The following is a 25,978-nucleotide window of genomic DNA, read 5'->3' on the forward strand; positions in this document are numbered from 1 at the left end:
GCTTCCACTTCCTCGAAGGTCGCCGCGCAGAACGGACACTCCGGAGCGGCCAACAGTGCGACCGTCACGTCTTCGCCGCACTCCTCGCACTCGGCTTCGCGGACGCCCGCGACGTTGGCCTCCCGTTTGAGGCGCTCGGCGCGCTCGCGGCGCGCCTCCGCGGCCGCCAGCGACGCCACCGAGTCCCGCATCGACACGACCGCCGTCGCCAGCGTCGCCGTCTTCCGGTCGAGGTCCTGGGTCTCGTCGCGGAGGTACGTCAACACCTCCTCGAAGTTGTCGAAGCCCGCGTCCACGCGCTCGCGGAGCCGTCGCGCTGCCTCCGAAACCTCCGCGACCTCGGCTTGCGCGTCGCGGGCGGCGTTCACCGCCTCCTCGGCTATCGAGGAGAGTTCCGGATGGTCGTGGTCCTTCGGCGCTTTCGCGTCGGCGTCGCGCTTAACCTGGATGACGCGCTCGCGGACATCCTGAATCTTCTCGTCAAACTCGCTGTCCACGGTCTCGATATCCGCGCGCAGGTCGTCCTCAACGGCGCGCAAGCGGTCATCGAGGTCGTCGCTGGTGACGACATCAGTCTGCTCGTCGGCTTCGCGATACGCCGCCAGAACCCGTTCGAGAAACTCCTCGGTGGGCACGCCGAGGTCGTCGGCGCGCTCCGACAGCCACGACGCGACGGGACCCTCCAGCGTCGTCTCGACTGCGTCCGACGTGCCGTCGGCCATTCACCCGGAATTGGCACTCTGCTCTCTTAATCGTTGGCCCGCGCTACCGGATCTTCCGGACGTCCGTGACGTCGAAGCCCGCGTCGTGAATCTCGGTCTCGAACTGGACGATGTCTTCTTCCTCCAAGCGCCCGAGCACGCCACGGAACTCTCGGACGAACATCGTGCGCACACGCTCGTTTCCGCCGCTCTCCCACCGGAACTGCACGGTGCCGTCCACGGAGGTCATCAGGCTCCCGAACTCCTCCTCGGTGACCGCGTCCCGCGTCAAGTGCAACAAGAGCAAGCCGTCCCAGCCGCGAGCGGCCTTCCGCAGTCCCTTCAGCGTCATCACGACGTCGCTGAACGCCATCTCCTGTTCACGTGCGCCGATGAGGTCGGTCAGCGAGTCCACGACCACGAGGCTGCCGCTGGCGTGTTCGTCGAGGTAGTCCGCGAATGCTTCGAGAACGTCCCGCCGGTCGCTGTCGGACTGCCCGAGGTCCAGGATCGAGCGGTGTTCGCCCGCGTACCACTCCCGGGGGACGGGGCTCAACTGGAAGTACTCCGGCGAGAAGTCCTCGAAGGTCACCGCGTCGAGGCCCGCGTCGACGATTTCCTCGTCCATCGTGAACGAAATCTCCCGGCGGAGTTCGGCCTCATCAGCCGTGAACGAGACGTAGTGGATATCCTCCGGCGGCACCGCCGAACCATGGAGGTCGCCGTAGTGTAACTCGAAGAGCTCCGGGTCGGCGGCCTGCAGGCCGTTGAGGACGGCGCTCGTGTAGACGAACTCGCGAGCGCCAGCGCCCGCTTCTCCCGACAGCAACACGACACTCCCCTCGGGTGCGCCACCCCCGATGCGGCCGTCCAGCCGCGATATCCCGAACGGAATCGTCGCCATACGCCCGAGTCGCGCGGGCGGCGTTTACGCTTTTCCCTGCCCCGTCTCCGTGACCCGCGCGCCCTCGTTACGGGGCGCGACCACGCGCACGTCGCCGTCGACGCCAGCCGCGTCCAGCGCGTCGCGGCCCGCAACGAGGGCGTCCTCGGCACGACTCTCGTCGGTGACGCCGTACACGGCCGGCCCCCACGACGATTGTCCAGCACCCGACACCGCGGGGCTCCCGTCGAGCGCGTCTACGATGCAGCCGACAGGCGGGCGGTAGACGCCGCCTTGCTCGTCGGCGTACCACGCGCCGTTCAGCCGCCCGACCTCCGCGACCGCTGCGCCGAACGCCGCGACATCCTCGCTTGCCAGCGCCGGGAGCACGCGCCGCGTCACGACGCCCGAAATACGGTCCGCGAGCCTGGGGTCCGCGGCTTCAACGGCCGAGCGCATGCTCGCGTCCTCCTCGCTGCCGTCCTTCCCGGGTGTCGCGTCGGGCAGCACGAGCAGGAACCGCCAGTCGTCGGGAACCCGGTGGTGTGCCGCGACCGCCGGGACCGTCCACTTCCCGCGCGCCGGCGCTTCCGTCGTGAACAGCCCGGTCGGGTGGCCGGCGTCGAGGACAAACTCGCCGCTCTCGAACGTCGCGACGCCCACGCCGCTCCGGCCGCCTCGTCCCAGTTCGGGCGCGAGGTTGCGCACGTCTACCTCGCGGCCGTTTGCTCGCGCGACCGCTTCGAGCACCGCCAGCGCGAGCTGCGTCCCGGAGCCGAGCCCCACGTGCGGCGGTAGTTCCTCCCGAACGGTGAGGTCGACGCCCGGTACGTCCAGCACCTCGCATGCGCGCTCGGCGTGCTCGCGCGCTCGCTCGTGGTCGCATCGAATCTCGTCCGCGCGCTCGGCTTGGACGACCACCCGTGGCTGGTCGAGCGCGACGCCGAGGCTGCCGTACAGCTGGTCGTGGGACAGCGAGAGGTTCAGGAAGCCGAAGTGGAGTCGGCCGCCGCTCTCGACCCGGGTGGGCATACTACCGGATTCGTCACCGGCGGTGTTGGTGGTTCTGCCGCTGGCAAACCTTCCCGGTACCCGATTCGGGCGAACATCATCGCCTCATCTCGAGTCACCGGCAACATCTGTTCAGTCGGCGTGCTTTAACCGCTGCGCGCGTAACCACCTTACATGAGCAAGCAGAAGGACAAGGACCTCCCGAGCGCCGACGTCACCGAAGGCGTCGAGCGCGCGCCCCACCGCGCGATGTTCCGCGCGATGGGCTACGACGACGCAGACTTCTCCTCGCCGATGGTCGGCGTCGCAAACCCCGCCGCCGACATCACGCCGTGTAACGTCCACCTCGACGACGTCGCGGATTCGGCCGTCGAGGGCGTCGAGGGCGGCGACGGCATGCCCATCGAGTTCGGCACCATCACCATCTCGGACGCCATCTCGATGGGGACCGAGGGGATGCGCGCGTCGCTCATCTCCCGCGAAGTCATCGCGGACTCCGTCGAACTCGTGGCGTTCGGCGAGCGCATGGACGCCCTCGTGACCGTCGCGGGCTGCGACAAGAACCTCCCCGGGATGATGATGGCCGCAATTCGCACCGACCTCCCGTCGGTGTTCCTCTACGGCGGCTCCATCATGCCCGGCGAGCACGACGGCCGCGAGATTACCGTCCAGAACGTCTTCGAGGGCGTCGGCGCGGTCGCCTCCGGCGACATGAGCGAGGACGAACTGGAGGAGATGGAGCGCCACGCCTGCCCCGGTGCGGGTGCCTGCGGCGGGATGTTCACCGCGAACACGATGGCCTCCATCTCCGAGGCGCTCGGCCTCGCGCCGCTGGGCTCGGCCAGTCCGCCCGCGGAGAGCGACGAGCGCTACGACGTCGCCGAGCGCGCCGGCGAACTCGCCGCGGAGTGCGTCCGCGAGGACCGCCGTCCCTCGGACATCCTCACGCGGGAGAGCTTCGAGAACGCCATCGCGATTCAGGTCGCGCTCGGCGGCTCCACGAACGCCGTCCTCCACCTGCTCGCGCTCGCCGCGGAGGCGGGCGTCGACCTCGACATCGAGGACTTCAACACCATCAGCGACCGCACGCCCAAGGTCGCGAACCTCCAGCCCGGCGGCTCGCGCGTGATGAACGACCTCCACGAGGTCGGCGGCGTCCCCGTCATCCTCGCGCGCCTGCTCGACGCGGGCCTCATCCACGGCGACGCGAAGACGGTCACCGGACGCACCATCGAAGAGGAACTCGACCATCTCGGCGTCAACGGCAGCGTCGAGGAGGACGTCGACTTCCTCAAGCCCGTCGACGACCCCTTCCACGAGACGGGCGCAATCACGGTGCTCACGGGGAACCTCGCGCCCGACGGCGCGGTCCTCAAGGTCACCGGGAAGGACGAGACCCAGCACACCGGTCCCGCGCGCGTCTTCGAGTCCGAGGAGGACGCGATGGCGTACGTGCAGGAAGGTCACATCGAGTCCGGCGACGTCATCGTCATTCGCAACGAGGGACCGCGCGGCGGACCCGGGATGCGCGAGATGCTCGGCGTCACCGCTGCGGTCGTCGGCCAGGGCCACGAGGACGACGTCGCGCTGCTCACCGACGGCCGCTTCTCCGGCGCGACCCGCGGCCCGATGGTCGGCCACGTCGCGCCCGAAGCCGCGTCTGGTGGTCCAATCGCGCTGGTAGAGGATGGCGACGAGGTAACCGTCGACGTGCCGAACCGCGAACTCTCCGTGGCGGTCGACGACGACGAGATGGCGTCCCGGAGCGAGGACTGGGCGGAACCCGAGCCGCGCTACGACACCGGCGTGCTCCGGAAGTACGGCGCCCAGTTCGGCTCCGCCGCTCACGGCGCCGTCACCAACCCCGCGGCGAAGCGCGAGTAACTACTTCCGCGAGAGAAACTCCGGGAGTCGCAGCCGGTCGAGGTCTTTTCTGGGGAGCGTGTCGATGTCGATTCGCTTCAGGAGCTCCGGGAGGTCCATGCGGTCGCCACCCTCGCCGCTCGCGTCGATTTCGCCTCCCTCCTCCCCCTTGTACGTGATTAGTTTCGACCAGACCGCGCGCTCACGGGACGGGAAGTCCGAGGTGTCGAGGTCGCTCTCCCCCGAGGCGAGTTTGCTGTCGAGGTCCGCTGCCGAACTCTTCCCCTCGTCGTAGGCCATCTCCACGAGCGACCGGCCCGCCGCGGCGACGAGCTGGCGGTACTCCTGTGGGTTCCGGTCACCCAGCGCCGCGGCGACGCCCAACGCGTACGCCCGCCAGACGGCTTCCTCGCGGTCCAGTTCCTCGCCGTCCCAGTCGCGGGAGAAGGATTCGTCGTACATCACTCGGGGCGGACTTTCCGGCCGGGGTCGACCTGCAGCCCCCCGCCCGTGAAGGAGACGTCCCGGATGTCGCAGTCGATGTTCGTGCCGCGCATCTTCACGAGCTGGACGCCCCGGGTCATCCCGCCGCCCTCCAGGAAGTTATGGAGGAAGATGACGCCGTGGGCGAGGTAGTGCTCCTCGGCGTACGCCGTCGGGTCGGTCATCTCCGAAACGAGCAGGACGGTGGCGTCGGTCTGCTTGAGGCCAGTCGCGAAGTGCGTGACCTCCGCGTCGGCGTCGTCGGCGAAGTGCGCCAAAAGCATCGTAGAGTCGACGACCACGCGGTCGTAGTCCTCCTGGCGAATCATCGACGCGAGCCGCGAGGAGAGCCCGGACTCGCGGCCGTACTGGGTGAGCGAGCGCCGCGAGCGCTCCCGCGTGAGGTTCAAGAACTCGAAGTTCTCCGCGTTGGCGGCGCGCGAGAAGCCGAAGTCGTAGTTCGCCATGTCGTCGACGAGCTCGTTGCGCGTCTCGTGCATCGTCACGTACAGCACTTCCTCGCCGTTCTTCACGCCCTCCGTGACGTACTGGGCGGCGAGCGTGGTCTTCCCGCTGCCGGGCGGCCCACTCAGCGTGTACAGGCGGCGCGCCGGGAGCCCGCCGTCGAGGAGGCTGTCGAGCCCGGCGACGCCGGTCGAGATTCTCATCGGTGGTGCTCACGTAGGCCACGCTTAAATCCTCCCGTGTTCGACGTCTTTCACGTTCTCTCCCGCAGCCCTCCGTCGGTTCGTGGTTCAGCTGGCTGGACTGGGAGTAGGTCCGTGTCACTGCCACCCGTGCCACAACCGGTCTCGGAAAGGTTATCCGTGCATCCCGCTTACCTGTAGTTGCAATGGCAACCGGTACGGTTGATTTCTTCAACGACACGGGCGGTTACGGTTTCATCGAATCTGAGGACGCGGACGAGGACGTTTTCTTCCACATGGAGGACGTCGGCGGCCCGGACCTCGAAGAAGGACAGGAAGTCGAGTTCGACATCGAGCAGGCCGACAAGGGCCCACGCGCGACGAACCTCACCCGGCTGTAATCCCGGCGTTCCTTCGTAGAACTACACTTTCCGATTTTTGTGACCCACGCCGAATAGCGGCGCGCTCGTCACGGGACAGTCTGACACTCGCGTAGCCACCGGCTCGTGAGCACTCACTCGTCGCCGCGACGAACGCGCACGAGGAGGTCGCCGTGCACCTCCCCGAGCACGGTCGCGCGCTCGTGGCGCTCGACGGCCTCCCGGTCGACCTCGTGGGCCTTCCGCACGGCGACGCGGCTATCGTCGTTCGTCCGAATCGCACCGACCTTTACGAGTCGGTGCGGTTCCACGTACTCGTAGACGTCCCGGAGCGCCGCCGGCGCGTCGGTGTCGACCGTGCCGATGGTCGCCGCGCCCAGCCGGTCGTCGGGCGCGAGGTCGGCCGCGCTGATCGAGACCCGCTGCCCGAATTTCTGGGACATCGCCGGCAGCACGCTCTCCTGGGTCTGCTGGGACGGCTGGGTCTCCGTCGAGCGCAACACCACCCGGAACGTCACGGGCATACTCCGCGCTACCACGCCAGGTTATATCATACCGCGTGCTACGAGTCAGCACGCTGAATCTTCCACCAGAACCCGCTCACACGCCCAGCGAGCGGTCGCTCAGCCCTCGTTCATCGCCCGGACGGACTCCGTTCCGCACTCGCGGCACGCCGACACCCGGTACGGCTGGCGAGCGAACGCCGCGTCCGCCTCCGGCGTGCTCTCCACGCGGAGGTCTATCGTGACGCTGTGTGGCGTCTTCTTGCGACAGCTCTCGCACGACTCCGTCCGACCGGTGCTGTGTGGTGCCTCGCTCGCCATCGTCGGTACCACACGAATACTGTCGCGTCGTGCATTCCAACTGGGCCTAAACAGTTAGGGTAGCAGGAATTCGAGAGCACCACGAGAATCTACAGTAGCAGGGAGTCGTGTACCTCGTCGCGGCGTACCGGGTTCACAGTTGTGTACAGATTCGGGAACGCGATTCTCTCAACGCGCAACCCCATGAGAGTATGTATGGAAATCGAGAAACGAAGCCGAACGTGGAGCAGCCGCTACTAGAAGGTTGAGCAGTAGGCCCGGAAGTGTATTCCGGGCTATAGTGAAGTGGGACCGCCGAGATTCGAACTCAGGTCCGACGGACCCCATCCGCCGAGGATACCGCTACCCCACGGTCCCACGTATCGACCGAGGCGGCGTCCGGCATTAAGGCCTTCGTTTCGGAATCGCGTTACACGAGTACGCGTTCGAGTTCGACCACGGTGCCGGCGTCGGCGTCGGGGTCGCCGACGAAGCGACCGAGGCAGACCGCAGCGCCGTTGGGCGTGTAGCACGCGACGAGCTGGTTCCGCTCGGCGTCCTCTGCGCTGATGACGCCGGGGGCGTAGACCGGCGCGCCTTCGGCGACCTGTTCGGCGGCGGAGGGCGCGATGGTCACCGACGGGATGTGTTCGAGCGCGCGTTCGGCGGGCACGAGCACGTCCCGGAGCGCGGCTTCGGGGTCGCCGCTCGGCGGGCTGGTGTCGTCCTCGTCGCGCAGCCACGCGAGCGCGTCCGCGAGGTCGTGTAGCGTCGACAGCGTGGTGTCGTCGAACGGCGTGGTGGCGGTGCGGCGGAGGTCGCCCATGTGCGCGCCGGTGCCGAGCGCACGTCCGAGGTCGTGGCAGAGCTTCCGTATGTACGTCCCGGACTCACAGCGGATGCGCAACAGCGCCTGCCGCTCTTTCACTTCGAGCACGTCGAGGTCGTGAATCTCGCGGACGCGCAGGCGGCGCGCGACCGCGGACTTCCGCGGCGGCTTCTGGTAGGTCGGGCCCTCGAACTCCTCGACGACGCTGTGGAGGTTCGCGGGCGGCTCGGCGTGCAGTTCCAGCACGGCGACGTACTCCTTGGGGCCTTCGAGCAGCGCGGGCGCGAGCCGGGTCGCCGCACCCGTCAGGACGGGCAGGCAGCCCGTGACCTTCGGGTCGAGCGTGCCCGCGTGCGCGGCCTTCTCGACGCCGACCATGTCCCGAATCCACGCCGACACCTGGTGGGCCGACGGCCCCGGCGGTTTGTCGAGGTTGACGACGCCGAAGTCGAAGACGTCGTCCGGGTCGCGGTCCGCAGGGGCGTCTCGCAGCATCGTCAGAACTCGTAGTCGACGTTCTCGATTGGCGCGGGCCCCTCGTCGTTGGACGGCTCGTAGTTGTCCACGGCGTACAGGACGATGTCCGTGACGGCGTCGGGCCCCCACCGCGCGGTGTTCACCGAGAGGTCGTAGATGGTGAGGTCGTCGAAGTCGATGCCGTAGTAGTCGGCGTACCGCGCGCTTTCGGAGTCTTCGCGCTTCTCGGTCTCGGCGCGTGCCGTCGCCGGCGTCTTCTCCTCGCGCTCGGCGATGCGGCGCGCGCGCACGCTCAGCGGCGCGTCGAGCCAAATCTTGATGTCGGCGTACTCGCCGGCCATCCAGCCCGAGAGCCGGGATTCGAGCACGACGTCGTCGCGCTCGCGAGCGGTCTCGCGGAGCTGTCGGTCGAGGTCCTTGTCTATCTGGGGGTCCTCCTCGGCGAGTTCGTTGAACTCTTCGAGGGTGAGCCCGCGGTCGTCGGCGAGCTCGCGGAAGATGTCGCCACCGGAGATGTGGTCGTAGTCAAGGTGGTCGGCGAGCGCGGACGCCACCGTGCTCTTCCCGCTCCCCGGCGGGCCGGAGATAGTGACTAACATATCCGTGCTGGGAGCGGCGCGGACAAAGAGGTTTTGAACCTGAACCCGGCGTGTGGCGGTTTCGCGCGGAGCGACCACCGAAAACGAGCATTCGCGCGAGCGCAGCAAAAAGTGCGATTACATCGAGATGTACGTCTCCGTGTCTTCGACGCCGTCCGTGTGCTGAATCTCGTCGGCGGCGATGTCCTTGACGTCGGTGGGGGAATCGACGTCGAGTTTGGCGATGACGTCGACGTCGCCGGCGACGATGTGGGCGTCGACCACGCCGTCGATGGCGGCGATAGCGTCCAGGAGGCGGTCGGCTTCGCCGGTGTTGGCTTTGACGAGGACGTAGGCGGTGACCATCTACGCCACCTCCGTGGCGGCGGTGGCTTCCCCGACGAGTATCTGGCGGACGTCGTCAAGCGCGTCGAATTCGGCGAGAACGGCGATGCGGTCGCCGACTTCGAGCGTGTCGTCGGGCAGTGGGAGGCCGAGCGCGCCGTCTTTCTTCCCGAACGCGAGCAGGCGGGCGCGGGAGGGGAGTTCGAGTTCGCTGAGCGTGTAGCCGTGCATGGGGGCGTCTTCGGTGACGGCGAACTGCACGATTTGGAGATTCTCGGCGAGGTCGGCGATGGCGGTGACGTTGCCGCCGAGGAGCGCGTTCTTCGCGCCGATTGCGCCGAGGCGTTCGGGGTAGACGATTTCGTCGACTTCCTCGGCGTACTTGCGGTAGATGTTCTCGCGGTAGTCCTCGTCGATGCGCATGACGGTGCGGCAGCCGTGGTGTTTGCCGACCATGCAGGCGACGAAGTTGGTGTTGAGGTCGCCGGTGAGTGCGCCGAGGGCGTCCACTTCGTCGACGCCGGCGCGTTCGAGGGTGTCCTCGTCGGAGCCGTCGCCCTCGACGACGGCGAATCCCTCGTTTTGCGCGCGCTCGGCTTTGTCGTAGTCGTTCTCGACGACCGTGACCTCGTGGCCCTCGTTGTGCGTGATTCGGGCGGTTCGGAGGCCGACGCGCCCGGCACCGACGATGAGGATGTGCATACGCGTCGTAACGCGAGCGAGCGCCAAATAGGTTTGTGCTGCGTTACCACGCACCAATACTTTTAGTGTCGCCCACCGAACGGGACGTATGGTTCACGCGTTCATCATGGTGAAAACCGGGGCAGGGACGGCCGCCGACGCCCGCGACCGCGTCGCCGACCTCGACGGCGTCGTCGCGTCCCACGTGGTCGCGGGCAAGTACGACGTCATCGCGGAGGTCGAGGGCAACGAGATGCAGGACGTCCTCGGCACGGTGTCGAACCGCATCGGCACGGTCGCGGGCGTCACCGAGACGAAAACCTACATCTCGCTGTCCGCCGCCTAGAACTCCTGTTCCTGCGGGTCGTGTTCTTCGAGATACGACTCCAGCCACGCCTTCTGGTCGTCGACGCGGGGCGTGCGCTCGGCGTATGCGTAGTCGAAGACCTCGTCGACGTCCGGTTCGCCGACTGCTTCGGCGGCGTCGATGGCGGCGTCGAGTTCGGCTTCCGCATCGTCCCAGCAGGACTCCACGAACTCGTCGTCGACGACGCCCTGCTCGCGGAGGTACGTCTCGTAGCGCTCCAGCGGGTCCGCGGTCCGCCACTCCGGCAAGTCCGCCTCCTCGGAGCGGTAGCGCTCGGGGTCGTCGCTGGTGGTGTGCGCGCCCTGCCGGTACGTGAGGCTCTCGACGAGCACGGGGTCGCCTTCGCGGGCGTCGTCGAGCGCGTCGCCGACGGTCTCGTAGACGGCGACGGGGTCGTTGCCGTCAACCTGCACGCCCTCGAAGCCGTAGGCTTCGGCCTTCACCGCGATGGAGTCGCTAGCGGTCTGCTTCTCACGGGGCAGGGAGATGGCCCAGTTGTTGTTCTCGCAGAGGAAGACGACGGGCGCGTCGAAGACGCCCGCAAAATTCATCGCCTCGTGGAAGTCGCCCTCGCTGGTCGCGCCGTCCCCGAAGTACGCGACGACCGCGTCCGCGTCGCCGGTGTAGTTCATCGCCATCCCGGCGCCGACCGCGTGGGGGAGCTGGCTCGCGATGGGGACCGCCTGCGGGAAGTTGTTGACGTCGTGGTCGGAGTGGAACTCCGCGTACCCACGTCGGAAGAGGAGGATGTCGCTGGCGGGGACGCCGCGGGCCAACTGCATCGCGTTCGAGCGGTACGTCGGGAACAGCCAGTCGCCGTCGGCCATCGCGTGCGCGGCCCCGACCTGCGAGCTCTCCTGCCCGCGGAACGGCGGGTAGCCCGGCATCCAGCCGCGGCGCTGGAGGGAGAGCGCGCGCTCGTCGAACTCCCGCGCGAGAACCACGTCTCGAAAGAGGTCGCGTGCGGTCGCCTCGTCGACGGCCGTGTCGGCGAGGTCCCGTTCCCCGATAGCACGGTGCATACGAGTCCGTTACCGCACAGTCACTTACCGATAGCGAAAAACGGCCCGAGCACCAAGCCAAGGGTATGGTCTCGGTCGTCACCGCCGCCGGCGTCGGCATCATCGTGCTCGTGCACACCGCGATTGCCGCCGTCGGCGCGCGCTACTTCCGCATCACCCTCGCGACGCGCTGGGGGTCGGTGCTGTACACCGCCGTCCTGATTCCGCTCGTCTACTTCGTTACGACACTCGCGCTCGGCGTGCTCGGGCTCGGTGCGGGCGCGTTCGAGGACCCCGGCCAGCTCATCGTCGTGACGTGGGCGTTCCCGTTCTTCCTCGGGTGGTCTATCGACCTGTTCTGGATTCCCGCCCCCGAGGAGTTCGAGGACTCACCGGAGTGAGCGAACGACGAACAGCGCGGTCAGCGTCGGGGCGACGGTGAGTTCGCCGAACCCTGCCAGCGCCGCGACTGCCTCCCAGACGTAGGCCACGCCCAGCGTGCCGAACGTCGTCGCGGCGACGAGCGCGCCGCCGACGACTCGGACACCGACGACGGCACCGCTGTCGACTGCGAGCGCGAGCACGGCGTCCACGACATCGAAGAGGAGGACTGCTACGAGGACAGCGCGTTTCGAGACGTGACGCCGCGGCCCCTCGCCGGGTGCGGGCCACAGGATGTGGAAGTTCTCGGGGAACAGCGACGGCAGGCGAATCGGCGGCAGTTTCAGGGAGAGGCCGCCGTCGTCGCGCTCGCTGTCGTCGGCACGGCCGATGTGGTCGCCCCCGTCGCCGCGGTCGTCGCTGGGCATCGCTACTCGTCGCCGAGCACGCGGTCGAGGACGTCCTCGGCGTCCGCCAGCACTTCCTCGGGGGACTGGGTCGCGTCGATGCGGACGAACCGCTCGGGCTCGTACTCGGCCAGTTGTTCGTAGTTCTTGCGGACGCGACTGAGGAACTCCACCTGTTCGAATTTGTTCGTCGCGCCGGCGCGCGCAGCGCCGGTCTCGGGGTCCACGTCGAAGAACAGCGTGAGGTCGGGCGGGCGCGTCCACGGCTGGTGGATGCCGCGGACGTACTCCATCGGACGGTCGACGACGCCGTCGAGGGCGACGCCCTGGTAGGCGTACCGGGAGTCCGAGTACCGGTCCGAAATCACGACGTCGCCGCGGTCGAGCGCGGGCTCGATTACCCGCGAGAGGTGGTCGGCGTGGTCGGCGGTGTAGAGGAACAGTTCGGCGACCGGGTCGGCGTCGTCCTCGCCGATGGACCGCCGGACGGCGTCGCCGTACCACGAGTCGGTGGGCTCGCGGGTGAACGTGTAGCCGTCGCCGCGGGCGTCCCGCAGGGCCTCCCAGACCGTGGTCTTGCCGCTGCCGTCGATGCCCTCCAGCGTGACGAGCATGCCCGAAAAACGACGACGGACGTACTAACGGCTTCGGGTTCCAGTTGAGCGGCGTCCTGAATCCGGCCGTTCCCGCCGATATATTACCCCCTGGTGCGGGCATAGTTTTAGGGAGTTGCCGGCCGTCTTCGGGGATATGGACGTGCTGGTCACTGGCGGAACGGGATTCATCGGGACGCATCTGTGCCGGGAACTCGACGAGCGAGGCCACGAGGTGACCGCGCTCTCGCGGCACCCGGAGGAGGCGGCCCTGCCCGACTCCGTGGAGACGGTGGTCGGCGACGTGACCGCCTACGACTCCATCCGGTCGGCCGTCGAGGGCCACGACGCGGTCGTGAACCTGGTGGCGCTGTCGCCGCTGTTCAAGCCCAGCGGAGGCGACGACCGCCACTTCGAGGTGCACCTCGGCGGCACCGAGAACGTCGTCGAGGCCGCCGAGGAGGCCGGCGTGGAGTACGTGCTCCAGTTGTCCGCGCTGGGTGCGGACCCGGACGGGTCGACGGCGTACATCCGCTCGAAGGGCCGCGCCGAGGAGGTCGTGCGGAGTTCCGACCTCGAGTACACCATCGTGCGGCCGTCGGTCGTGTTCGGCGAGGAAGGGGAGTTCGTCTCGTTCACGAAGCAGTTGACGACGCCGTACGTCACGGGGCTGCCGGGTGGCGGCAAGACACGGTTCCAGCCCATCTGGGTCGGCGACCTCGTGGGGATGCTCGCGGACGCAATCGAGGACGAGTCCCATTGGGGAGAGACGTACGAAATCGGCGGCCCTGAGGTGTTGACGCTCGGCGACGTGACGCGGCTGGTCTACCGCTCGGAGGGGAAGTCAGTCCGGATTCTCCCGGTACCGATGCCGCTGGCCGGCATCGGGATGCGGCTGGCGGACCCGTTGCCGTTCGTCCCGTTCGGCACCGACCAGTACCGGTCGCTGAAGTTCGACAACACGGTCGAGGACAACGACGTCGACGCGTTCGGCGTGGACGAATCCGAGTTGACGACGCTGGCCGAGTTCCTGGAGGCCGGCGCGGAACACGTCAGCGCGTAGAGGGTAGCCGTCAAACTTAAACATCCCGAGGGGTCCGGCCCGGAGCGTCCCCAGCGGAGAGTCCCAGACTGCGCCCCGTCTGGCGAAAACCAGTTTCGCCGCTGAACCGTCGGACACGTGTCTGCAAAAGGCTTATACCCTCGTTTCTACTCTAATTGTGCAAAGGGTTCCGTATGAAACTGGCAATGATCGGGTTCGGCCAGGCGGGCGGTAAAATACTCGACAAGTTCCTCGAGTACGACAAGCGGCACGATTCCAACATCGTGCGTGCCGCGATTGCCGTCAACACCGCTAAAGCCGACCTCATGGGCTTGGAGCACGTTCCACAGGAGAATCGCGTCCTCATCGGACAGTCCCGCGTGAAGGGACACGGCGTCGGTGCCGACAACGAACTCGGCGCGGAAATCGCCGAGGAGGACATCGACGAGGTGCAGGGTGCAATCGACTCTATCCCGGTCCACGAGGTCGACGCGTTCCTCGTCATCTCCGGGCTTGGCGGCGGAACGGGCTCCGGCGGCTCCCCGGTCATCGCCAAACACCTCAAGCGCATCTACACCGAACCCGTCTACGGACTCGGCGTGCTGCCCGGCAGCGACGAGGGCGGCATCTACACGCTGAACGCCGCGCGGTCGTTCCAGACGTTCGTCCGCGAGGTGGACAACCTCCTCGTGTTCGACAACGACGCGTGGCGCAAGTCCGGCGAGTCGATGCAGGGCGGCTACGACGAAATCAACGAGGAAATCGTCACCCGCTTCGGCATCCTCTTCGGCGCCGGCGAAGTCGAGCAGGGCGGCGACGTCGCCGAGAGCGTCGTCGACTCCAGCGAAATCATCAACACGCTCGCCGGCGGCGGCGTCTCCACAGTCGGGTACGCCTCCGAGGGCGTCGACAACGACGACTCCGGCAGCGGCCTGCTGTCGCGGTTCACCGGCAGCGACGACAACGCCGTCGAGGACTCCGCCTCGACGACGAACCGCATCACGAGCCTCGTCCGGAAGGCGGCGCTCGGCCGACTCACGCTCCCGTGTGAAATCGAGGGCACCGAGCGCGCGCTGCTGGTCACCGCCGGCCCGCCGAAGTACCTCAACCGGAAAGGCATCGAGCGCGGCCGCAAGTGGCTCGAAGAGCAGACCGGCTCGATGGAAGTCCGCGGCGGCGATTACCCCGTGCCGAACTCCCAGCAGGTCGCGTCAGTCGTCCTGCTGTCGGGCGTGAACAACGTCCCGCGCATCAAGGAGCTGCAGGAAGTCGCCATCGAAGCCCAGGACAACATCGACGACATCCGCGAGGAAAGCGAAGAGAACTTGGAGGAATTGGTCGAAGACGACGACGATGAACTTGAACCGCTGTTCTAAGCTAGCGGTCGCTCTCGTCGTCCTCCTCGCGGTCGCCGCGGTCCCAGCAGCCGCCGTCTCGATTAGCGGCGACGCGCCGGGTAGCGTGCAGGCTGGCGCACAACAGGAGACGACGTTCACCGTCGCCGACCCCTTCGAGAGCTACGAGGAGTGGACGCTCCAGGCGGAGACGGACCTGACCGACGTCACGTGGCAGATTGTCACGTTCGACAACGCGGGCAACCAGATCGATGAGGCGACGATCACAGGGCAGTCGGTGAGCTACGACTTCGCGGCGTCCAGCGGCGCGGTGCGCGCCGAAGTCACCATCGTCGGCACGGTGCCGTCGTCGAACGCGTGGTCGTGGAGCTACGACCCCGCACAGACGATTACGTACGCCGAATTCGTCCAGGCCCAGCCCGGCGGTGCCAGCAACACGCTGGAGACGTACAGCACACGGCCGTACACGACCGCGAGCCAGGAAGCACGCACCGCCATTAGTGACGCCGAGGCCGCCATCCAGCAGGCCGAGAACGCTGGCGCGAGCGTCGGCGGCGCAAAGAGCGACCTCCAGGACGCCATCGAGTTCTACAACGGTGGCAACTTCGAGCAGGCCGTCAGCAACGCCGAGCAGGCCGAGTCCGCCGCGAACAGCGCGGCGTCCTCCGCCGAGCGCACCGACCTCATCATCATGATTGGGGCGGCGCTGGTCGTCCTGCTGTTGCTGGCTGGGGGGGTCTACTGGTACCTCCAGCAGCGCGACAGTTACGACAAACTCGGCTGAGGGATGCGAACCCTCGTCCCGTTCGACCCGACGAACCCGAACACGCGTCTCGCTTCGCTTCTTTCGGACGACGAACGCCGAGCGTTCGCTACGGCGATGCTGTCCGACGTCCTCGACGCGGTTCGTCGAGCGGGCGGCACGCCGACCGTGCTGGCGACCGCTCCACTCGAGGCCGACGTGGACGCGCCCGTGACTGTCGACGACCGGCCACTCTCGGTCGCGGTGAACGACGCACTCGCGGAACTCCCGGCTGTGGTCGTGATGGCTGACCTCGCGCTCGCGACGCCCGCGGCCATCCAGCGGCTGTACGACGCCGACGCCGACGTCGTCGTCGCACCCGGACGTGGCGGCGGGACGAACGCGCTCGTCGTCCGCCACCGCGAATTCAGCGTCGACTACCACGGCACCTCGTTTCTCGACCACCTCGCCGCCGCCGACGCGGTGGGGGCGTCCGTCGAAACGGTTGACTCGTTCCGGCTCGCCGTCGACGTCGACGAGCCAGCCGACCTGCTCGACGTACTCGTTCACGGCAATCGTGGGGCCGCCGGCTGGCTCCGCGACGCTGGCTTCCGGGTCGCCGTCGTGGACGGCACGCCCGAGGTCGTCCGGGACTGAACGGGGCTGGGGAACCAAACGCCTAAACGACGGCCAGCCGACCGCACGGGTATGCAGCCGTTGCAACTCGCGCGGGCGGTCGCGGCGCTGCTCGGGCTGGCAGTGCTGGCGGCGGCGCTGTTCCAGGGCGTTCTGGCGGCGTTGGCCGAATTCGGCGTGCCGTCGTGGGCGGCGTCGCCGACGGCCGTCGGCGCGGTGCTGCCACCGGTGCTCGCGCTCGCGGACGCGTACACGCCGCTGGGGAGCTACGGCCGGACAGCCGCGCTCCGCGAGCGGTCCGCCGCCGGTCTCGCTGCGGACGCGCTGCTGGCGGCGGTGGTCGGCGGCGTCGTCGGCTACGCTGGCAGCCAATTCCTCCTCTCTGCGGACGCGAGCAGTCTCGCGGAACTCGTCGTAGTGTCGGGGGCGTCGTTGGCGGGGTACGCGACGTTCGTCGCGCGGAACCTCGACGCGTACCGCAGCCGAGAGCCAGACGTCGAGGAGGAGATGCAGCCGTGAGTTCGATTCCCGGTACTGACGAGTACGGCGTCGACGTCGAGATTCGGGACGCCGACCGGGAGGCCGCGCTCGCGGTCCGCCCCGGGGACGTCGAAGCCGCCGAGGAGTTGACGTTCGCGCGAAACGTCTTCGTGCCGCTGACGACCGCATGCCGGTACACGTGCACGTACTGCACCTACTACGACCCTCCCGGCGAAGCGGAACTGATGAGCCCCGAGGCCGTCCGGAAGACGTGTCGGAATGGCGCGGCAGCGGGCTGCACGGAGGCGCTGTTCACGTTCGGGGACGACCCCGACGACCGCTACACCGCCGTCCACGACCAACTCACGGAGTGGGGGTTCGACTCCATCCACGACTACCTCCGGCGCGCCTGCGAAATCGCCCTAGAAGAGGGACTGTTGCCGCACGCGAATCCGGGCGACCAGACGCGCGAGCAGATGGCCCACGTCGCGGACGTGAACGCGTCGATGGGCGTGATGCTGGAGACGACGGCGGACGTGCAGGCTCACGGCGGCCCGCGCGCGAAGAACCCTGGCCAGCGCCTGCACACCATCGAGGTCGCGGGCGACCTCGGCGTGCCGTTCACGACGGGCATCCTCGTCGGTGTCGGCGAGGACTGGAGCGACCGCGCGGACAGCCTGCTCGCGATTCGCGCGCTCCACGAGCGCTACGGGCACGTCCAGGAGGTCATCGTCCAGCCGGTCAGCCCGAACGAGCGCTGGACGGAGGACCCACCCGACCGGGAGACGATGCGGCGCGTGGTGGCGATGGCGCGCGCGGTGCTGCCCGAGGACGTGGCGGTCCAGGTGCCACCGAACCTCGCCGACGCCCGCGCCCTCCTCGATTACGGCGTCGAGGACTTGGGTGGGGTCTCCCCGGTGACGAAAGACCACATCAACCCCGACTACGCGTGGCCGGCGCTCCGGGAACTGGAAGATATCGCAGACCACGGTGGTGTCCCGCTCCGCGAGCGCCTCCCGGTCTACGAGCGCTTCCTCCCCGAGGACGGGCACGAGAACGAGTGGGTGAGCGAGCGCATCGGGCGCGCCATCGAATCCGGCGAGCGGTATCAGGCGGTGCGTTCGGGCGAACCGCTGGACGCGCACGGCCCCCAACACTAACCGCGCGGGCGTCGAAATTCGGGTAACGCGGTTAGTCTCATGCCCGAGGACGTCACGCTCCCCCGGAAGCGCGTGCGCGGCGACACGGTCGAAGAGCGACTCACGGACAACGCTGTCGAGCACATTCTACCGGCGCGGTACCTGCTCCGCGACGAGACCGGCGAGGTCGTCGAGACGCCCGCAGAGCTATTCGAGCGCGTCGCCGACGCCGTCGCGGAACCCGAGGCCGACCAAGAGCTGTGGAGCGACCGGTTCTACGAGTTGATGACTGGCCTGGAGTTCGTGCCGAACTCGCCGACGCTGATGAACGCGGGCGGGCCGCTGGGCCAGTTGTCGGCGTGCTTCGTGATGTCGCCGGAGGACGACCTGGACGACATCTTCGAGACGGTACGGCGGGCGGCCCGCGTGTTCCAGTCCGGCGGCGGCGTCGGGTACGCGTTCTCGGACCTGCGGCCGCGCGGCGACGTCGTCGCGGAGACGGGCGGCGTGGCGTCCGGGCCGGTGTCGTTCATGCGCGTCTACGACCAGATGTGCGAGACGGTGAAGGCGGGCGGCAAGCGCAGAGGCGCACAGATGGGCGTGCTGCGCGTCGACCACCCGGACGTCGGGCGGTTCTGCGTGGCGAAACGCGAGGAGGGCGAACTGGAGAACTTCAATGTCTCCGTGGCGGTCACCGACGACTTCCTCGACGCACTGGACGCGGGCGAGGCGTACAAACTCACGAACCCACGGACTGGCGAGGTCCACGAGGTGACGGAGGCGACCGCGCAGTTCTACAACGCGAGCCACGCGGACGCCGACCCGCGAGCCGTCCCCGGGAACTTCTGGCGGGACTACGGGGACAGCGTCGACGAGTTCCGCGGCGACCTCGTGGAGGTCGGCGAACCGATGACGCTCCCGGCCGAATTCGTCTGGCGGCTACTCGTCGACGGCGCGTGGCGGAACGGGGAACCGGGCGTGTTCGCGGTCGACCGCGCGAACCGCGAGCACTCCTTCGACGTCGAGGAGCACCCCGAACATCGCATCGAGGCGACGAATCCCTGTGGCGAGCAGCCCCTCGAGGACTTCGAGGCGTGCAACCTCGGGCACGTGAACTTCTCGCTGATGGCGGCCGACGACGCGCCGCTTTGGAGCGAGTTCGAGCACGACGGCGACCTCGAAGCCCAGGTGGACGCGTTCCTCGGTGAGGCACTCGACACGGCGCGATTGGACCGCGTGACGCGCTGGGGGACGCGCTTTCTGGACGACGTGGTGACGGAGAGCGACTTCCCGCTGCCCGAAATCGAGGAGACGGTCTCAGAGATGCGGAAAGTCGGGCTGGGCGTGATGGGGTTCGCGGAACTGCTCGTCCAGTTGGGCGTGCGCTACGGCAGCGACGCGAGCGTCGAAATCGCCGACCAGGTGATGGCGCGCATCGACCACGTCGCGACGGAGACGAGCCGCAAACTCGCCGCCGAGCGCGGGAAGTTCCCGAAGTGGAGCGAGTCGAAGTACGCGAATCCGACGGCGTATCCCGAGTGGTTCCGCCAGCACACGGGCGAGGACCCCGCGGAGTGGGCGGACGGCTACCCGATTCGCAACCACGGCGTGACGAGCGTCGCGCCGACGGGCACGACGTCGATGATCGCGAACACCTCCGGGGGCTGCGAGCCCATCTACGAGGTCGTCTACTTCAAGAACGTCGGCCGGGACGTGCAGGGCGCCGAGCCACTCGTGGAGTTCGACGACTACTTCCTGCGCGTGCTGGAGGCCAACGACGTCGACGTCGACGCCGTCGAAGAAGAAGCCAAGCGCCTCCTACAAGAGGGGGAGTTCGAGGGCGCGCAGTCGCTGTCGGTCCCCGACGAGATTCTGGAATTGTTCCCGACCGCGCGCGAACTCCCGATGGACGCCCACGTGCGGGTGCAGGCGGCGTTCCAGGCGCACGTGGACGGCGCGGTCTCGAAGACCATCAACGTCGCCCACGACGCCACCCGCGGGGACGTCGCGGACGCGTACCGGCGCGCCATCGACCTGGGCTGCGTCGGCGTCACCGTCTACCGCGCGGGGTCGCGGACGGCGCAGGTGCTCACGACGAAACCCGAGGAGACCGGGAGTGTCGACTAGTCCAGCAGGTCGGGCAGTCGCTTGCGGGCGAGCGTGTAGACGACCGACACCGCGAGCATCGCGACCATGAGTCGGCGCACGAGCCCGTCGTACAGCGCGAGCGCCGGAATCGAGAGGACGACGACGGCGAGCAGGTCCTCGGGCGCGCCGTCGTAGCGAATCCAGCGCCGCGGCCGAATCCACCGGCGGCGGGTGTGCGAGTAGACGCCGCGCTGGTCGTCGTTCGCCCACGGGCGCGCGCCGAGTCCGCCGCCGAACGCGTCGGTGACGGAGTGGACGGCCGCCGACAGCAGGAAGAACGCAACGGCAACCGTGAGTGCCGACGGCGCACCGACGGCGATGCCGAACGCCGCGGCGGCCAGCGGCCAGTAGTGCTCGGGGTAGTGCAGCGTCTTCCGGTGTTCGAGCACGCCTAAGTCGAGGTCGGGGAAGACGCCGCCGGCCATCGCGGCGAGCGCGGCGGGCACGGCGAAGTAGGGCGCGACCCAGAACAGCGGCGTCGCGAGCAGCACGCCCATCGCGGCGTGAGTCGTCGCCATCACGGCTGGCTCCCTCCCATCAGTCGTCTGCGCTCGCGGTGCCGCGCGAGCCGTCGGTGTCGCGGTCGGGAACGAGCGGCGTGCCATCCGCCTGCGGGCCAAGCTGCGGGCCGAGCGTGTCGGCATCGGTGTCGAGAACGCGGCGCTCGGTGTAATCCGTGGAGCGCTCGACGGGTGTGCGGCCAATGGCCGAAATCATGTCGGCGTAGTCGGCGACCGAGCGGAACTCGCCGTGCTGGCCGCCCGCCCGCTTCGTAATCTCCTCGCTGAGGATGGTGCCCATGAAGTCGTCGGCGCCGCAGTTCAGGAGTTTCAGTCCCTTCGCGTTCCCGAACTTCACCCACGACGACTGGATGTGTTCTATGTTGTCCAGATAGAGGCGCGCGACGGCGACGAGGAGTTCGTCCTCGGCGTCGCTGGCGCCGGTCTCGACGACGCCGCGGTCGTACAGCGGCGTCTCCTGGTGGATGAACGAAAGCGGGACGAACTCGGTGATGTTGCCGGTGCGGTCCTGGAGGTCCCGAATCACGTCGAGGTGGCGGACGCGGTGGGCCTCGTTTTCGACGTGGCCGTACATCATCGTTGAGGTCATCGGGAGGCCGACGTCGGCGGCGGCTTCCATCGCGGCGACCCACTCGCCGGTGTCGATCTTCCCGGGGCAGATGACGTCCCGGACTTCGTCGACGAGGATTTCGGCGGCCGTCCCCGGCACGGTGTCGAGGCCGGCGTCGGCGAGTTCACTATAGACGTGGCGGTAGCCCCACTCGACGCCGCGCTGGGCGTGGTGGGCTTCCTCGGGCGTCATCGAGTGGACGTGCGCGCCGGAGCCGCTCATCGCCGCGATTTGCTCGACGTACGTGTGCGGGTCCGTGGTATAGCGCTCGGGCGGCTTGTAGTTGTGCTCCGGATTCTCGGGGTCGAGGGCGTCGCGGTGGTCGTCGTTCAGGCCGAACGCCGGGTGGAGGCCCGAGACTGAGGTGACTTCGTAGACGCCGCGTTCGACGGCGTCAGCCACGACATCGTGGGACTCCTCGGGTGTCTTCGTGAAGCCGGCATGGTCGTCGGGTTCGTCGACCTCGAAGTTGTGCGCGGTGTCCTTGAAGTTGCAGAACAGACAGCCCGTGTTGCAGGCCGTGGTGACGTTGTTGTTGACGTTCGTGACGAACGTCACCTCGTCGCCGACGACCTCGGCGCGGCGGCGGTCGGCAGCTTCGAGGACGAGTTCCTTCCGTTGCGGGTCGATTCCCTCGTGGTCGGTGCCGGTGGTGATGAGTTCGATACCGTCCGCGATGGAGAGCCGGCGGCCGTCGCGGGCGTTCGCCAGCGCGTTCTCGAACGACTGGTCGGTCTCGGGGACCACGTCGAAGTCGAACTCGCTGGCGGCGTCGGACATGTTCGAATCCACCGCGGCCACCGCCAAAAAGCCTGCCACAGCGGCCACCCCTTCGAATGGATGCACGGAAGTGAATATCTCCACGCGAAGTACTGGGGTTGTGGGCACGAGAGTGAAAGATTCATGGTGGTCGCCGCCGCGCGTACAGCTATGACGAGCGTCAAAACCCTCCGCGTCGAGGAGGCGGCGACCCGGGACGCGCTGGGCCGGGGCGTCTTCGACTTCAGCGACCGCTACTCGGTGTTCGACTGGGGGGAGATGCCCGACCTGATTCCGGGGAAGGGCACGAGCCTCGCCACGATGGGCGCGTTCAACTTCGAACTCCTCGAAACCGAGGGCGTTCCCACGCACTACCGCGGCGTACGGGACAGCGACGGCGAGACGGTCCCGCTGGCGGACGCCGACGAACCGCCGACGGAGATGGCAATCGCGCTCACGCAGGTCCCGGACCTCCCCTTCGAGGGTCACGACGCCGAGGGAATTGACGACGCAGCCATCCACGGTGGGTACGACTACGGCGCGTACCACGCCGCCGCGGACGGCAACTACCTCGTCCCCCTCGAAGTCGTCTTCCGGAACAGCGTGCCCGTCGGGTCGAGCCTCCGCAAGCGCCGCGACCCCGCGGAGTTCGACCTCGACTACGACGAGTGGCCCGAGGAGCCAGTCGACCTCCCGGAACCGGTCGTGGAGTTCTCCACGAAGTACGAGGAGCAGGACCGCTACCTCTCCCGCGAGGAAGCCGACGCCATCGCGGGCCGCGCGAGCATCGAGGAACTAGAGGGACTCGCGCGCCGCGTGAACGAGGTCGTCACCGAGCGCGCCGAGGAAGCCGGGTTCACGCACGAGGACGGCAAAATCGAGTGCCTCTACGTGGACGGCGAGGTGCAGGTCGCGGACGTCGCGGGGACGTTCGACGAGAACCGCTTCGCGTACGAGGGCCGGGAAGTCTCGAAGGAGGTCGTCCGCCAGTACTACAAGCGAACCGACCCCGTCTGGGTCGACGCCGTCAGCACGGCCAAAGCAGAAGCGGACGAGCGCGGCATCGCGGACTGGCGCGAACTCTGCAAGGAGTCCCCCGACCCGCTCCCCGCGGACCTCGTGCAGGCGACCGCGGACATGTACGCCGCGGGCGCGAACCGCTACACGGGCCACGAGTGGTTCGACGCGCCGCCGCTGGCCGACGCGCTCGCCGCGTTCGAGGAGTGACGCCGCGACGCTGGCGAACTCTCGCGGCGCTCTCGGTAGCCGCCGTGCTCGTGGGGTCGCTCGCGCCCGGCTCGACAGCCGGCGGGCTGCCCGCGGGCGTGGACAAACTCCTCCACGCCGCCGGCTACGCGGTCATCGCGCTCTCCCTGGCTGGCGCGCAGCGAGCCGAGACGGGGCGGACACTCGTTTCTATCGTGCTCGCCGCGGGGCTGCTGGGTATCGGCGTCGAGGTCGTCCAGCCGACGGTCGGGCGGACCGCGAGCCTCCTCGACGCCGTCACGAATCTCCTGGGTGCGACCGCCGGCACGGTCGGCTGGTGGGCTCGGACGAACTGACCCTGTTTCGACACCCGCCGCTACCACGAAGTACATCAACGCGGAACCGCGAGGTACGGACATGCTGAAGCACGCCACGGTCATCGACGCGACTGTCGGCCGGAGTTCGCAAATCGGCGTCTCGACGCCCGATGACGACGAAGACGACGAGGAACAGCGCGCGGCAGCGGTCGCGCGGCTGGTGTCGTGGTGTCGTCGTCTCGGTCTCTGATTCTCGGAACCTAGCGATTCGTCGGTGAAGCCGTCCGTTCTCGACGAGCGGGCGAACGACCAGACGAAGCCGCTTTACGCCCGCGACGACACCAACTAGCCATGAGCGAGCCGAGCGCGGAGGTCTACGAGCAGGGGCGTGGAATGGACGCCCACAACAAGGTGATGCGGGAGCTGCGCGACGAGAAGGGCGCGAAAGACTACGCGCCCGACGAACCGACGCGCGTCTGGCTGGACGAGGACAACACGCCCGACGGCGTCTACCAGAGCCTCACCATCATCCTCAACACCGGCGGGTGCCGGTGGGCGCGCGCCGGCGGCTGTACGATGTGCGGGTACGTCGCCGAGTCCGTGGAGGGCGGGACGGTCGCCCACGAGGACCTGATGACGCAGGTCGATGCCTGCCTCGAACACGAGCAGGAGGAAGCCGACGAGGAGAGCGGCCTGATAAAAATCTACACGAGCGGGTCGTTCCTTGACGAGCGCGAGGTCCCCGCCGAGACGCGGCAGGCCATCGCGGAGACGTTCGCGGACCGCGAGCGCATCGTCGTGGAGAGCCTCCCGGACTTCGTCGACCAGACGAAAATCGAGGACTTCACCGAAGTCGGCTTGGAGACGGACGTCGCCGTCGGTCTGGAGACTGCGACGGACCGCGTGCGCCACGACTGCGTGAACAAGTACTTCGACTTCAGCGACTTCGAGGCGGCCTGCGCGGAGGCCCGAGAGGTGGACGCCGGCGTGAAGGCGTACCTGCTGATGAAACCGCCGTTCCTCTCCGAGTCCGAGGCCGTCGGGGACATGAAGAAGTCCGTGCGCGAGTGCGCGGAAGTCGAGGGCTGCCACACAGTCTCGATGAATCCGACGAACGTCCAGCGGTACACGATGGTCGACCAGCTGCACTTCCGCGGCGGCTACCGGCCGCCGTGGCTCTGGTCGGTCGCCGAGGTACTGGAATCGACGGCGGACGCGGACGCCATCGTCGTCTCCGACCCCGTGGGCCACGGCAGCGACCGCGGGCCGCACAACTGCGGCGAGTGCGACGACCTCGTGCAGGAAGCCATCAAGGACTTCGACCTCCGGCAGGACCCCTCCGTGTTCTCGGAAGTGTCCTGCGACTGTGAGGCGACGTGGGACGCGGTCGTCGAGCGCGAGACGAGCTACAACCTCCCGCTCGCCGAATAGCCGTTTCCGGTCGTCGCGCGGCTGCTTCTCTGCGAACTGCTGAGGTCCAGTGGTCAAATCGACTAGCGGGGTCACGGGCCTATCGCTCGACGAGACTACGAGAGGCGTTTCGCGACTGCGTACGCGACGAGAGTGGCCAGCACGAGCCCAGTGGCGACGCCGACGACTAATCCCGATTCACCGAACCACCGACCACCGACGAACAGGCAGAAACCGAAGACGATCACGGCCGGCAACAGGACGAGGCGAAACTGCAAATTCGCAACCGCGATGTCCTCGAGCGATCCCATGATGGAATGAACGACGTCACCACCACAGATAAATTGTGGTCGGTATTCTCTCGGCACGTACGCGGACTGAAGGCTGTTTCACGAGGAACGCCGACTAAAGAGGCCGTCGAACCGCTACAGCCGGTTTACGCGAACGCGTCGAGGACGCCCTGTCCGTCCGTGAGTCCGAGTTCGGAGAGCGTCGCGCGCTCGGGATGGGGCATCAACACCGCGATAGATTCGCGCTCGCCAAGGACACCTGCGACCGCGCCCGTGGAGCCGTTCGGGTTCGCGGCGTCGGTGACGTCGCCGTGCTCGTCGCAGTAGCGGAAGAGCACCCGGTTCTCGCTGACGAGGTCGTCGTAGCGCTCGTCGTCGATTTCGAAGCGCCCCTCGCCGTGTGCGATGGGGAGCGTGAGCACGTCGCCCTCGTCGTAGGCGGCCGTGAACGGCGTGTCGGCGTTCTCCACGCGGACGTTGACGTGCTCGCACTGGAAGCGCGCGCTCGCGTTCGTCGTGAACGTGCCCGGCGTGAGTTTCGACTCGCAGCCGATTTGCGCGCCGTTGCAGACGCCGAGGACGGGCACGCCGTCGTCGGCGAGGTCGCGTACCTCGTCCATAATCGGCGAGTGCGCGGCCATCGCGCCGGCGCGGAGGTAGTCGCCGTACGAGAAGCCGCCGGGGAGGACGACACCCGTGGTGTCGGCGGGGAGGTCGTCCTCGTGCCAGACGATTTCGGCGTCGACGTCGAGCTGGGAGAGCGCGCGGACGGCGTCCCGGTCGCAGTTCGAGCCGCCGAAGCGGATAACGGAAACCGTCACGCGAGCCACCCCTGGTGGCGAGCGGGACGCCGAAAGTCACAGCCCGCACAGCGTAGCGAGCAGGACTGTCTT

At 68.0% G+C, this 25,978-nt stretch carries 33 protein-coding genes and 1 tRNA gene; 15 read left to right on the plus strand and 19 right to left on the minus strand.

Annotated elements, in window-relative coordinates; translation table 11 throughout:
• From LPA44_RS02145 to LPA44_RS02155, 3 genes are all read right to left on the minus strand, one after another.
• Positions 1–722: hypothetical protein (locus tag LPA44_RS02145; protein WP_230887949.1), on the minus strand; the 722-nt coding region annotated here is incomplete at its 3' end.
• Between the two features lie 43 nt (positions 723–765).
• Positions 766–1,605 carry an RAD55 family ATPase gene (locus tag LPA44_RS02150; RefSeq protein WP_230887950.1) on the minus strand — a complete coding sequence of 280 codons (840 nt, stop codon included), beginning with the start codon at positions 1,603–1,605 and terminating at the stop codon, positions 766–768.
• Between the two features lie 24 nt (positions 1,606–1,629).
• On the minus strand, positions 1,630–2,616 hold the full coding sequence (locus LPA44_RS02155) for a beta-ribofuranosylaminobenzene 5'-phosphate synthase family protein (protein ID WP_230887951.1): 987 nt from the start codon (positions 2,614–2,616) through the stop codon (positions 1,630–1,632).
• Between the two features lie 153 nt (positions 2,617–2,769).
• Here LPA44_RS02155 and ilvD point away from each other — a divergent pair, with 153 nt between their 5' ends.
• Positions 2,770–4,479 carry a dihydroxy-acid dehydratase gene (ilvD, locus tag LPA44_RS02160; RefSeq protein ID WP_230887952.1) on the plus strand — a complete coding sequence of 570 codons (1,710 nt, stop codon included), beginning with the start codon at positions 2,770–2,772 and terminating at the stop codon, positions 4,477–4,479.
• Here the strand turns inward: ilvD and LPA44_RS02165 are convergent, their stop codons facing one another.
• On the minus strand, positions 4,480–4,920 hold the full coding sequence (locus tag LPA44_RS02165) for a hypothetical protein (RefSeq protein WP_230887953.1): 441 nt from the start codon (positions 4,918–4,920) through the stop codon (positions 4,480–4,482).
• Entirely contained in the window at positions 4,920–5,609 is a 690-nt protein-coding gene (locus LPA44_RS02170; protein WP_230887954.1) for an RAD55 family ATPase, read from the minus strand. The genes LPA44_RS02165 and LPA44_RS02170 overlap by 1 nt, the downstream gene beginning before the upstream one ends.
• A 185-nt stretch (positions 5,610–5,794) precedes the next feature.
• On the opposite strand from LPA44_RS02170, the gene LPA44_RS02175 reads away from it, so the two are divergent.
• The gene (locus LPA44_RS02175) at positions 5,795–5,989 is read left to right on the plus strand and encodes a cold-shock protein (RefSeq protein ID WP_058983995.1); all 195 of its coding nucleotides are present in this window, start codon (positions 5,795–5,797) and stop codon (positions 5,987–5,989) included.
• A gap of 113 nt (positions 5,990–6,102) precedes the next feature.
• On the opposite strand, the gene LPA44_RS02180 is transcribed toward LPA44_RS02175, so the two are convergent.
• The 7 genes from LPA44_RS02180 to LPA44_RS02210 all read right to left on the minus strand — a co-directional run bounded on the left by LPA44_RS02180 (position 6,103) and on the right by LPA44_RS02210 (position 9,702).
• Complete coding sequence (locus LPA44_RS02180) at positions 6,103–6,492, minus strand: hypothetical protein (RefSeq protein WP_230887955.1); 390 nt, start codon at positions 6,490–6,492, stop codon at positions 6,103–6,105.
• A gap of 99 nt (positions 6,493–6,591) precedes the next feature.
• Positions 6,592–6,792 carry a DUF7835 family putative zinc beta-ribbon protein gene (locus LPA44_RS02185; protein WP_230887956.1) on the minus strand — a complete coding sequence of 67 codons (201 nt, stop codon included), beginning with the start codon at positions 6,790–6,792 and terminating at the stop codon, positions 6,592–6,594.
• Positions 6,793–7,078: 286 nt separating this feature from the next.
• Positions 7,079–7,149: transfer RNA gene (locus LPA44_RS02190), tRNA-Pro, on the minus strand.
• Positions 7,150–7,201: 52 nt separating this feature from the next.
• Complete coding sequence (locus LPA44_RS02195; protein WP_230887957.1) at positions 7,202–8,095, minus strand: RNA-guided pseudouridylation complex pseudouridine synthase subunit Cbf5; 894 nt, start codon at positions 8,093–8,095, stop codon at positions 7,202–7,204.
• Positions 8,096–8,097: 2 nt separating this feature from the next.
• Positions 8,098–8,676 carry a (d)CMP kinase gene (gene cmk / locus LPA44_RS02200; RefSeq protein WP_230887958.1) on the minus strand — a complete coding sequence of 193 codons (579 nt, stop codon included), beginning with the start codon at positions 8,674–8,676 and terminating at the stop codon, positions 8,098–8,100.
• Between the two features lie 117 nt (positions 8,677–8,793).
• Positions 8,794–9,021: an Lrp/AsnC family transcriptional regulator gene (locus LPA44_RS02205; protein ID WP_230887959.1), complete on the minus strand. Its 228-nt coding sequence runs from the start codon at positions 9,019–9,021 to the stop codon at positions 8,794–8,796.
• Entirely contained in the window at positions 9,022–9,702 is a 681-nt protein-coding gene (locus tag LPA44_RS02210) for a potassium channel family protein (protein WP_230887960.1), read from the minus strand.
• A gap of 88 nt (positions 9,703–9,790) precedes the next feature.
• Here LPA44_RS02210 and LPA44_RS02215 point away from each other — a divergent pair, with 88 nt between their 5' ends.
• Positions 9,791–10,027, plus strand: coding sequence for an Lrp/AsnC family transcriptional regulator (locus LPA44_RS02215; RefSeq protein WP_230887961.1), 237 nt, complete (start codon positions 9,791–9,793; stop codon positions 10,025–10,027).
• On the opposite strand, the gene LPA44_RS02220 is transcribed toward LPA44_RS02215, so the two are convergent.
• Positions 10,024–11,070, minus strand: a complete 1,047-nt coding sequence (locus LPA44_RS02220) for a thiamine pyrophosphate-dependent enzyme (RefSeq protein WP_230887962.1) — start codon at positions 11,068–11,070, stop codon at positions 10,024–10,026. The two genes, LPA44_RS02215 and LPA44_RS02220, sit on opposite strands and share 4 nt — an antisense overlap.
• 65 nt (positions 11,071–11,135) lie before the next feature.
• Here LPA44_RS02220 and LPA44_RS02225 point away from each other — a divergent pair, with 65 nt between their 5' ends.
• Complete coding sequence (locus LPA44_RS02225; protein WP_230887963.1) at positions 11,136–11,450, plus strand: hypothetical protein; 315 nt, start codon at positions 11,136–11,138, stop codon at positions 11,448–11,450.
• On the opposite strand, the gene LPA44_RS02230 is transcribed toward LPA44_RS02225, so the two are convergent.
• Both LPA44_RS02230 and tmk read right to left on the minus strand, forming a co-directional pair.
• Complete coding sequence (locus tag LPA44_RS02230) at positions 11,439–11,858, minus strand: hypothetical protein (RefSeq protein WP_230887964.1); 420 nt, start codon at positions 11,856–11,858, stop codon at positions 11,439–11,441. The two genes, LPA44_RS02225 and LPA44_RS02230, sit on opposite strands and share 12 nt — an antisense overlap.
• Before the next feature lie 2 nt (positions 11,859–11,860).
• A complete protein-coding gene (gene tmk, locus LPA44_RS02235; protein ID WP_230887965.1) occupies positions 11,861–12,451 on the minus strand; it encodes a dTMP kinase in 591 nt (196 codons plus the stop codon).
• A gap of 136 nt (positions 12,452–12,587) precedes the next feature.
• Between tmk and LPA44_RS02240 the strand changes: the two genes are divergently transcribed.
• The 7 genes from LPA44_RS02240 (at position 12,588) to LPA44_RS02270 (ending at position 19,951) form a co-directional block, all read left to right on the plus strand.
• A complete protein-coding gene (locus tag LPA44_RS02240) occupies positions 12,588–13,493 on the plus strand; it encodes a complex I NDUFA9 subunit family protein (protein WP_230887966.1) in 906 nt (301 codons plus the stop codon).
• A gap of 173 nt (positions 13,494–13,666) precedes the next feature.
• On the plus strand, positions 13,667–14,848 hold the full coding sequence (locus LPA44_RS02245) for a tubulin/FtsZ family protein (protein WP_230887967.1): 1,182 nt from the start codon (positions 13,667–13,669) through the stop codon (positions 14,846–14,848).
• Positions 14,826–15,611, plus strand: a complete 786-nt coding sequence (locus LPA44_RS02250) for a hypothetical protein (RefSeq protein WP_230887968.1) — start codon at positions 14,826–14,828, stop codon at positions 15,609–15,611. The genes LPA44_RS02245 and LPA44_RS02250 overlap by 23 nt, the downstream gene beginning before the upstream one ends.
• 3 nt (positions 15,612–15,614) lie before the next feature.
• Positions 15,615–16,226, plus strand: coding sequence for a 2-phospho-L-lactate guanylyltransferase (cofC, locus tag LPA44_RS02255; RefSeq protein WP_230887969.1), 612 nt, complete (start codon positions 15,615–15,617; stop codon positions 16,224–16,226).
• 51 nt (positions 16,227–16,277) lie between these two features.
• Entirely contained in the window at positions 16,278–16,724 is a 447-nt protein-coding gene (locus LPA44_RS02260) for a hypothetical protein (RefSeq protein ID WP_230887970.1), read from the plus strand.
• Positions 16,721–17,845 (plus strand): 7,8-didemethyl-8-hydroxy-5-deazariboflavin synthase subunit CofG, encoded by a 1,125-nt coding sequence (cofG, locus tag LPA44_RS02265; protein ID WP_230887971.1) that lies wholly within the window; start codon positions 16,721–16,723, stop codon positions 17,843–17,845. Before LPA44_RS02260 ends, cofG begins: the two co-directional genes overlap by 4 nt.
• A gap of 39 nt (positions 17,846–17,884) precedes the next feature.
• Positions 17,885–19,951, plus strand: coding sequence for an adenosylcobalamin-dependent ribonucleoside-diphosphate reductase (locus tag LPA44_RS02270; protein WP_230887972.1), 2,067 nt, complete (start codon positions 17,885–17,887; stop codon positions 19,949–19,951).
• Here LPA44_RS02270 and LPA44_RS02275 read toward each other — a convergent pair.
• Positions 19,948–20,490 carry a metal-dependent hydrolase gene (locus LPA44_RS02275; protein WP_230887973.1) on the minus strand — a complete coding sequence of 181 codons (543 nt, stop codon included), beginning with the start codon at positions 20,488–20,490 and terminating at the stop codon, positions 19,948–19,950. The two genes, LPA44_RS02270 and LPA44_RS02275, sit on opposite strands and share 4 nt — an antisense overlap.
• 19 nt (positions 20,491–20,509) lie before the next feature.
• Positions 20,510–21,883 (minus strand): 7,8-didemethyl-8-hydroxy-5-deazariboflavin synthase subunit CofH, encoded by a 1,374-nt coding sequence (gene cofH / locus LPA44_RS02280; RefSeq protein WP_230887974.1) that lies wholly within the window; start codon positions 21,881–21,883, stop codon positions 20,510–20,512.
• 150 nt (positions 21,884–22,033) lie between these two features.
• Here cofH and LPA44_RS02285 point away from each other — a divergent pair, with 150 nt between their 5' ends.
• The 4 genes from LPA44_RS02285 to LPA44_RS02300 all read left to right on the plus strand — a co-directional run bounded on the left by LPA44_RS02285 (position 22,034) and on the right by LPA44_RS02300 (position 24,816).
• On the plus strand, positions 22,034–23,089 hold the full coding sequence (locus LPA44_RS02285; RefSeq protein ID WP_230887975.1) for a phosphoribosylaminoimidazolesuccinocarboxamide synthase: 1,056 nt from the start codon (positions 22,034–22,036) through the stop codon (positions 23,087–23,089).
• A complete protein-coding gene (locus tag LPA44_RS02290) occupies positions 23,086–23,424 on the plus strand; it encodes a VanZ family protein (RefSeq protein ID WP_230887976.1) in 339 nt (112 codons plus the stop codon). The genes LPA44_RS02285 and LPA44_RS02290 overlap by 4 nt, the downstream gene beginning before the upstream one ends.
• A 61-nt stretch (positions 23,425–23,485) precedes the next feature.
• On the plus strand, positions 23,486–23,635 hold the full coding sequence (locus tag LPA44_RS02295; protein WP_230887977.1) for a hypothetical protein: 150 nt from the start codon (positions 23,486–23,488) through the stop codon (positions 23,633–23,635).
• A gap of 101 nt (positions 23,636–23,736) precedes the next feature.
• On the plus strand, positions 23,737–24,816 hold the full coding sequence (locus LPA44_RS02300) for an archaeosine biosynthesis radical SAM protein RaSEA (protein ID WP_230887978.1): 1,080 nt from the start codon (positions 23,737–23,739) through the stop codon (positions 24,814–24,816).
• A gap of 95 nt (positions 24,817–24,911) precedes the next feature.
• On the opposite strand, the gene LPA44_RS02305 is transcribed toward LPA44_RS02300, so the two are convergent.
• Both LPA44_RS02305 and purQ read right to left on the minus strand, forming a co-directional pair.
• Positions 24,912–25,106: a hypothetical protein gene (locus LPA44_RS02305; protein ID WP_230887979.1), complete on the minus strand. Its 195-nt coding sequence runs from the start codon at positions 25,104–25,106 to the stop codon at positions 24,912–24,914.
• A gap of 125 nt (positions 25,107–25,231) precedes the next feature.
• Positions 25,232–25,906: a phosphoribosylformylglycinamidine synthase I gene (purQ, locus tag LPA44_RS02310; RefSeq protein WP_230887980.1), complete on the minus strand. Its 675-nt coding sequence runs from the start codon at positions 25,904–25,906 to the stop codon at positions 25,232–25,234.
• Positions 25,907–25,978: the final 72 nt, after the last annotated feature.

Origin of the sequence: Halobacterium sp. KA-4 (assembly GCF_021028995.1) — an archaeon.
GTDB lineage: Archaea > Halobacteriota > Halobacteria > Halobacteriales > Halobacteriaceae > Halobacterium.